Annotated in this window: 5 protein-coding genes; 1 reads left to right on the forward strand and 4 read right to left on the reverse strand. The window is 72.2% G+C overall.

The window, feature by feature from the left end; translation table 11 throughout:
* Window positions 1-393 precede the first annotated feature (393 nt).
* Window positions 394-2,529: an RNA polymerase recycling motor ATPase HelR gene (gene helR, locus AB0F98_RS15380; RefSeq protein WP_357734665.1), complete on the forward strand. Its 2,136-nt coding sequence runs from the start codon at window positions 394-396 to the stop codon at window positions 2,527-2,529.
* Window positions 2,530-2,555: 26 nt separating this feature from the next.
* On the opposite strand, the gene AB0F98_RS15385 is transcribed toward helR, so the two are convergent.
* The 4 genes from AB0F98_RS15385 to AB0F98_RS15400 all read right to left on the reverse strand — a co-directional run.
* On the reverse strand, window positions 2,556-3,461 hold the full coding sequence (locus AB0F98_RS15385) for an amidohydrolase family protein (RefSeq protein ID WP_357734776.1): 906 nt from the start codon (window positions 3,459-3,461) through the stop codon (window positions 2,556-2,558).
* A gap of 95 nt (window positions 3,462-3,556) precedes the next feature.
* Window positions 3,557-4,366 (reverse strand): metal-dependent hydrolase, encoded by an 810-nt coding sequence (locus tag AB0F98_RS15390; protein ID WP_357734669.1) that lies wholly within the window; start codon window positions 4,364-4,366, stop codon window positions 3,557-3,559.
* A 100-nt stretch (window positions 4,367-4,466) separates the two neighbouring features.
* Window positions 4,467-6,116, reverse strand: coding sequence for a serine/threonine-protein kinase (locus AB0F98_RS15395; RefSeq protein ID WP_357734674.1), 1,650 nt, complete (start codon window positions 6,114-6,116; stop codon window positions 4,467-4,469).
* 74 nt (window positions 6,117-6,190) lie between these two features.
* Window positions 6,191-7,236, reverse strand: a 1,046-nt coding sequence (locus AB0F98_RS15400) for a glycosyltransferase family 4 protein (RefSeq protein WP_357734677.1), incomplete at its 5' end; no start/stop codon positions are given.

Consider the following 7,236-nt stretch of genomic DNA (forward strand, 5'->3'; position numbering starts at 1 on the left):
CGCCCTGAAGCCGGGGCGCATCGCAGCAGGTCGCCGATCACGATGCCGAGCCCGACCCTCCGGGGCGGCCTCACTTCAAGGATGTCGAGCCGGTCGCCACGCCCGCCTCGAAAATGGCGGTGGCGGGTCCTCCCGAGGCGTCGTACGCGTCGGGTCGCTGATTGTGCGAGGAGGTCTCGCCCCGGGAGGTGACGAAGAAAAAGGGGGAGCTCTGCTCCCCGCCACTTTCAACATATAGCGCACCGGGGGGCTTGCGGCAAGACCCGGGTGGTGCCGCAGAATCGCTGACCGATGCCGGGACCTGCGGAAATAAAACCGGTGACGCGCTGCGGCGCGTGGTGGCGGCCAGCGACTCAGATCGGAACTGATGAATTGAATTCACGGAATGGCAGCGTGTTCGACCTTCCCGAGCGCCTCTCGGCCAAGGCAGACCCGATGCTGATCGCGAGCGACGAGCGGTATTTCGCGGCCCTGGAGGAAACCCTCGAGCAACTGTTCACCGATCTGTCCGAGCGCCTCGATGCCGCGCGCAAGGCGCCCGGCGGCAAGGGGCGGCAGGCGTTGGACCGGGACCAGGAGGTCCGCCGACTCGCCGCTCGCCTGCGCGCGCTACGCCGTTTCGGGTTGGACCTGTGCCTCGGACACATGGTCAGCGCAGACGACCCGGAGCCCGTGTACATCGGACGACGTGGCCTCACGGACAGCTCGGGTCGGCGGCTGCTGCTCGACTGGCGCTCTCCGGCAGCCGAGCCGTTCTTCGGAGCGACCCACGCCAACCCGATGGGACTGGCGAGCCGCCGCAGGTATCGCTGGACCCACGGCCGGATCACCGACTACTGGGACGAGGTGTTCACCCCGGACGGCTTCGAGGGGCACGCCGCCGCGCTCGACGACCAGTCCGCCTTCATCGCCAGCCTGGGCAGCAGCCGGTCGGACCGGATGCGGGACGTGCTCGGCACGATCCAGGCCGACCAGGACGCCATCATCCGCGCGGGGTCGAGCGGCGCGCTCGTCGTCGACGGCGGTCCGGGTACCGGGAAGACAGTCGTCGCCCTGCACCGCACCGCGTACCTCCGCTACGCCGATCCTCGCCTCGGTCGCCGGCGGGGCGGTGTGCTGTTCGTCGGACCGCACCAGCCCTACCTGGCCTACGTCGCCGACGTGCTGCCCAGCCTCGGTGAGGAGGACGTGCAGATCTGCACCCTGCGGGATCTCGTCCCCGAGGGCACCACGGCCGCTGTGGAGACCGACCCGGAGGTGGCGCTCCTGAAGTCGTCCGCGGAACTGGTCAACGCGATCGAGGCGGCCGTCCGGTTCTACGAGGAACCGCCGGCCGAGGGGATGACGGTCACGACGGACGAGGCCGACATCTGGTTGAGCGCCGACGACTGGGCGGAGGCGTTCGAGGCGCCGGGGCCCGGCGCCCCGCACAACGAGGCACGCGACGAGATCTGGTCGGAGCTGCTCACCATCCTGATGGACAGGTACGACGGCGACGAGCCGGAGGACCTGGTCCGCGGCTCGCTGTCGAGAAACAGGGAGCTGCGGACGACCTTCAACCGGGCCTGGCCGTTGCTCGACCCGGCCGACCTCGTCGGGGACCTGTGGTCGGTCCCCGCATACCTGCGCAGGTGCGCGCCCTGGCTCACCCCGGAGCAGATCCGGAGGCTACAGCGCGACGACCCCCGGGCCTGGACCACCTCCGACCTGCCGTTCCTCGACGCGGCCCGGCAACGCCTCGGCGATCCTCAGGCGTCGGAGCGCAAGCGCCGGAACGACGCCTCCGTCGCCGTCGAACGCGAGCGCATGGCCACGGTCGTCGACGAGCTGATCGAGGCCCATGCCTATGACGACGGTGAAGGTGTGCTGGCGAGCCTGCGCCAACTGGACCTCCAGGATGCCCTGGTCGACGAGGCTGTGCTGCCCAGCGTCGAGCCGGACCGGCTCGCCGGCCCGTTCGCGCACATCGTCGTGGACGAGGCGCAGGAGCTGACCGACGCCGAGTGGCAGATGCTGCTGCTGCGCTGTCCGTCCCGGAGCTTCACCATCGTGGGGGACCGTGCCCAGGCCCGGCACGGGTTCACCGAAACGTGGCAGGAACGGCTCGAGCGGATCGGGCTCGACCGGATCAACGTGGCTTCCCTGAGCGTCAACTACCGGACGCCGAGCGAGGTCATGGCCGAAGCCGAGCCGGTCATCCGGGCCGTGCTCCCGGACGCCAACGTGCCGACCTCGATCCGTGGCAGCGGCCTCCCCGTCGTACACGGGTGCGCCGCCGATCTGAACCCGGTCCTGGACACCTGGCTCGCCGCGAACGCCGACGGGATCGCCTGCGTCATCGGGGACGCCACGTTCCAGGGCACGCCCCGCATCCGGTCGCTGGCCCCGGAGCTGTCGAAGGGGCTCGAGTTCGACCTGGTCGTACTCGTCGACCCGGAGCGGTTCGGGGCGGGCATCGAGGGCGCCGTCGACCGCTACGTCGCGATGACCCGGGCGACCCGACAACTCGTCATCCTCACCAGCCGCTGAGGTGCGCACCGGGGTGGGCCGGCGGCTCAGTCCAGGCCGAAGAGGGTTGCGGCGTTGCTCCAGCAGACGGCGCGCAGCCAGTCGTCGCCGAGGTCGAGCCGGGCCAGCCCGGCCAGCTGCTCGGCGTACGGGTACGGGATGTTCGGGAAGTCGCTGCCGAGCAGCACCTTTCCGCCGAGCCCCAGCTCACGCAGCCGGGGCAGCTCCTCGGCCGGGAACGGCACGAACCGGTCGAAGAACGAGGTGAACACCATCGTGGTGTCCAGCCGGACCCGTTCGTACCTGGTGGCGAGGTCGAGGAAGGCGCGATAGTCGGGTGCGCCCAGATGCGCCACCACGGCGGTCAGCATCGGGTGCCGCGCGAGCAGGGCGGCGAACGACTCCGGCCCGGTGTGCGCGGTGCCCACCGGGGCGTGCCCGACGTGCACCACCACCGGCACGCCGGCCTCGGCGAGCAGCCCCCAGACGCCGTCGAGCTCCGGATCGGCCGGCGCGAACCCCCCGACCTGGACGTGCACCTTGAACACCCGCGCGCCGGCCGCCAACGCCTCGTCGACGTAGCGGAGGGCGTCCGGCTCCGGGAAGAAGGTGGCCGAGGGCAGGCAGCCGGGGGTGGTCCGGGCGAAGTCGAGGGTCCACCGGTTCAGGTCGGCAGCCATCCCGGGCCGGTGCGCATACGCCAGCGCGCTGAACGCCCGCACCCCGAGCCGGCGCAGGTGCGCGACCCGCTCGGTGTCGCTCCACCTGTAGCGGATCGGCCACTCGGTGCCGACCAGCGGTCCGGCCGCGTCGAAGTACGCCCAGACTCGGCGCAGCAGCCGCGGCGGCAGGAAGTGCACGTGTACGTCGGCGAGGCCGGGCAGGCCCAACGTACGCCAGAACGTGGGAACGGCCTCGTCGGCGGCGACGAGGTCCGGCGCGTCCGGCGTCACGTGGCCGCCGGGCCGCGCTCCGCCGAGCGGAGCCGGCTCGGCGGCCGGGCGCGAATCTGACGTCACGGGATCGGCTGGTGCGAAGCCGGGGCCGGTCAGATCTCGATGTCGAACCGCTGCAACACCGGGCGGGCCACCAGCCCGGTCGCGGCGAGCAGCGCGACGACGGTCATCACCACCCTCAGCACCACCGTCTCGCCCTTGCTGCCGGTACGCAACGCGATCTTGTTGGGCAACCCGATCATCGTCCACATCCGACGCTTGATCGGGATCGGCCAGAGGATGGGTACGCCGGCGCGGGTGATCATGTCGCCGAGGATGTGCACGAAGCAGCCCACGCCCAGGGCCGTGCCGATCAACGGGTAGCCCCGGCCACCGGGCAGGTTGGCGTAGGTGAACCAGGCCGCGGCCAACGACACGAGCGTGACGATCACCCAGCCGGCCCGTTCCGCCCACTTGTCGAAGAGGCCGCGCAGGGCCAGACCGATGGTGAAGAACAGCACCCCGATGACGGCCCACTTGCCGTACGCCGCGCAGAGCGCCGTGGTGCCCCAGCCGATCAGCACCGTGAACGGCACGGTGTGGGTCAGGGTCCGGTGGCCGTTCTTTCGCTTCGGATCCTTGCTGAGTTTCGTCGCGTAGTAGACGCCGAGCGAGATCTTCTCCATCACCTCGGCGAAGAAGAGACTGACCACGCCGAAGGTGCGGGCCACCGTGGCGCCACCCTGGTTGGTGGTCACCTTGCCGGAGAGGTCGAGGTCCGGGAAGAGCGCGCCGCCGGCGCAGACGGCGGTGCCGACGGCGAGCGCGAGCGGCGACTGGTGGTAGTCGGCGAACTGGTCCAGCGCCCAGGAGCCGGCCAGCCACACCGTCGCGCCCGACAGCGCGTGCGAGGGACCCATCATGTCGGCTCACCCTCCCCAGGGTTCTTGAGCGCCAGAGCGAGATCACTTTAGTCAACGGCTCGCGCGGCGCGGCAGCCCCCTGGCCGTCCACAAGGGAGAGCTATGTGCTCGGGGTGAAGCTCTGCCGGATCATCGCGAAGTATGTCGCGTTGACCTGCCAGTCGAACTCTTTTGTCAACCATGAGACGGTGTACGCGCGGTCGGCCGAGGTGTTCGCCAGCAGCCGCGCGGTGTGCATCCGCTCGCCGGCCGCGTTGAGCCAGGCGCACTCCCATACCGCCCCGCCATCGAAGATGTCCATGGGGGAGATGTCGACCCGGTGGTAGCCCGGGAGGGATCCGCCGCTGGTGAGCCGCCGCTCCTCCGCCTGCCACCAGAGGGTCGGGTCGGCCCGGGCCGCGCTCGCCTCGACGCTGAGCACCCGCGCGCCGCCGGGCTCGCGGAAGCAGGTGACCGCGTCCTCGGTCCAGAGGAGCCAGTCGACGGGTGCGGCGATCCGGAACCCGGCCGGGTCGGTGTGCCAGGTCCAGCCGGGCACGAGGCGGAAGCGGGCGCCGGACGGCGGCGGCACCGACGGTACGGGGCGGGCCCCCGGCGGTGGGGCGGCGGCGCAGGCGAACGCCGCTGGCGGGGCGGTGGGGCTGGCAGCGGCTCCGCCGCCCGACGGCTCCGCCTGCCGATCCGTCCGGTCTGTCAGGGCCAGGCCCACACCGACCGTCGAGAGCAGCACCAGCAGCGCCGCCGCCGAGCCGAGTGCGACGCGTCGTCCACGTCCGGCCCGGACCAGCGGTTCGAGCCGGGCCGGTGGAGGCGAGGGCGGCTCGTGCACGTCCGCCGAGGCCGGTGCCTCCGGGTCCGGCTCCGCCGACGTCGCGCCGGGTTCCGGCGGTTGCGGCGTATCGGCGGCCGGCGCCGGGGCGGTCGCGGCGGCGCGCAGCAGCGGCTCAGCCTCGGCAGCGGTCAGCCGTCGCCACGGGTCACGCTGGAGCAGGCCGGTGAGGACCGGGCGCAGCGGACCGGCCCGGCGCATCGGGTCCGGCGGCTCGGTGGCCAGCGCGGTCAGTGTCGCCATCGCGCTGTCCCGCGCGTACGGAGGCTGGCCCTCCACGGCCGCGTAGAGCGTGGCACCGAGCGACCAGAGGTCGGTGCGCGGGTCCGACACCCCGTCGCGAGCGCGTTCGGGCGCCACGAAGTGCGGCGAGCCGAGAATCATGCCGGGGCCGGTCATGGCCGCGTCTCCGCCGGTGAACGTGGCCAGGCCGAAGTCGGTCAGCACCACGCGACCGTCCGCGGCGACCAGCACGTTCTGCGGCTTGACATCGCGGTGCAGCACTCCCGCGGAGTGCGCGGCGCGCAGCGCGGCCAGCACGGCGAGCCCGATCCGGGCCGTTCTCGCCGGACTGAGTGGACCGTCGCCGGCGATGATCTGCTCCACCGAACGCGAGCTGACGTACTCCATCACGATCCAGGGGCTCTCCCGGTCATGTACGACGTCGTAGATCCGGACCACGTTGGGGTGATTGAGCCGGGCGGCGGTCCGCGCCTCGCGCAGCGTACGTCGGCGCAGGTCCTCACGCTCGGCCTCGGCCAGCCAGGCCGGCGGCACGATCTCCTTGACCGCCACGTCGCGGTGCAGCATCTCGTCGCGGGCCCGCCAGACCCGGCCCATCCCGCCGGTGCCGACCAGGTCGACCAGCCGGTACCGGCCCGCGATCAGCAGCTGGCGCACGCTCGCGTCCCCCTTGGTCACCCCCGGTTACACCATAGCCACCGACGCCGGTTTTCCTGGGGCCACCAGAACGGTCAGCGTGGCGGACGCTGCCGTCAGCAGGCCGTGCCGCCTGCGGTGAGCAGGTTTCCCTCGGGGATGGTGATGCGCGGCCGTGGACCGCCGACCCGGGTGGCGGAGCGAGGGGCCTGGGCCGGCTCGTGCTCGCGGCGGGCGACGGTGTAGCTGCTCGCGGTGCGTGCGGCGATGGCGGCCCAGCTGTAGCGACGGCCGACCATGCTCCGGGCCTGCCGTGCGACCCGCCGGGCGAAGACCTCGTCGCCAAGGAGCCGGTCGACCGCGCCGGCGAGGGCGTCCGGGTCGCTGTGCGGGAAGATCACCCCGGTGACGTCCGGTTCGACGATCTCGGCGAGCCCGCCGGTGGCCGCGACCGCGAGCGGCGCCCCGGCGGCCGCCGCCTCCAGCGCGACCATGCCGAACGGCTCGTAGAGGCTGGGCACGACCGTCGCGTCGGTCGCGCCCAGCATCGCGGGTAGCTGGGTGGTGTCCAGGAAACCGGTGAACCGGACGGTCGACCCGAGCGCGAGCTGCCGGGCCTCCTCCTCCAGTTCGTTCCGGTACGGCCCGTCGCCGGCGATCACCACCCGCAGCCCGGGATACCGTGCCCGCAGGTACGGCACGGCGTGCACCAGGTGCTGCACCCCCTTCTCGTAGACCAGCCGGCCCGCGTAGCCGACCAGTGGGCCGTCCGCGGCGAACCGGGCCCGGGCCGAGGCGACCGCGCGCGGCCGGGCCCGCCAGGCGCGGTCGTCGACCCCGTTGGGCACCACGTCGATCTGGCCGGTCGACACCTCGAAGAGGGTGGTGACCTGGTCCCGCATGTAGCCCGAGCAGGCGATCACCCGCGTGGAGGAGTTGCTGAGCCAGTGTTCGACGCCGTGGATGGTGCGGTTCATCTCCTCGGGCAGCCAGCCCTGGTGCCGGCCGGCCTCGGTGGCGTGGATCGTCGTGACCAGGGGCAGGTCCAGGTGCTCGGCGAGGGTGACCGCGGTGTGGGCGACGAGCCAGTCGTGGGCGTGGATGACGTCGTAGTCGCCGGCTTCGGTGGCGCGTAGGGCGGCGCGGGTGAGGGTGTGGTTGA

Origin of the sequence: Micromonospora sp. NPDC023737 (genome assembly GCF_040639715.1) — a bacterium.
Lineage (GTDB): Bacteria > Actinomycetota > Actinomycetes > Mycobacteriales > Micromonosporaceae > Micromonospora.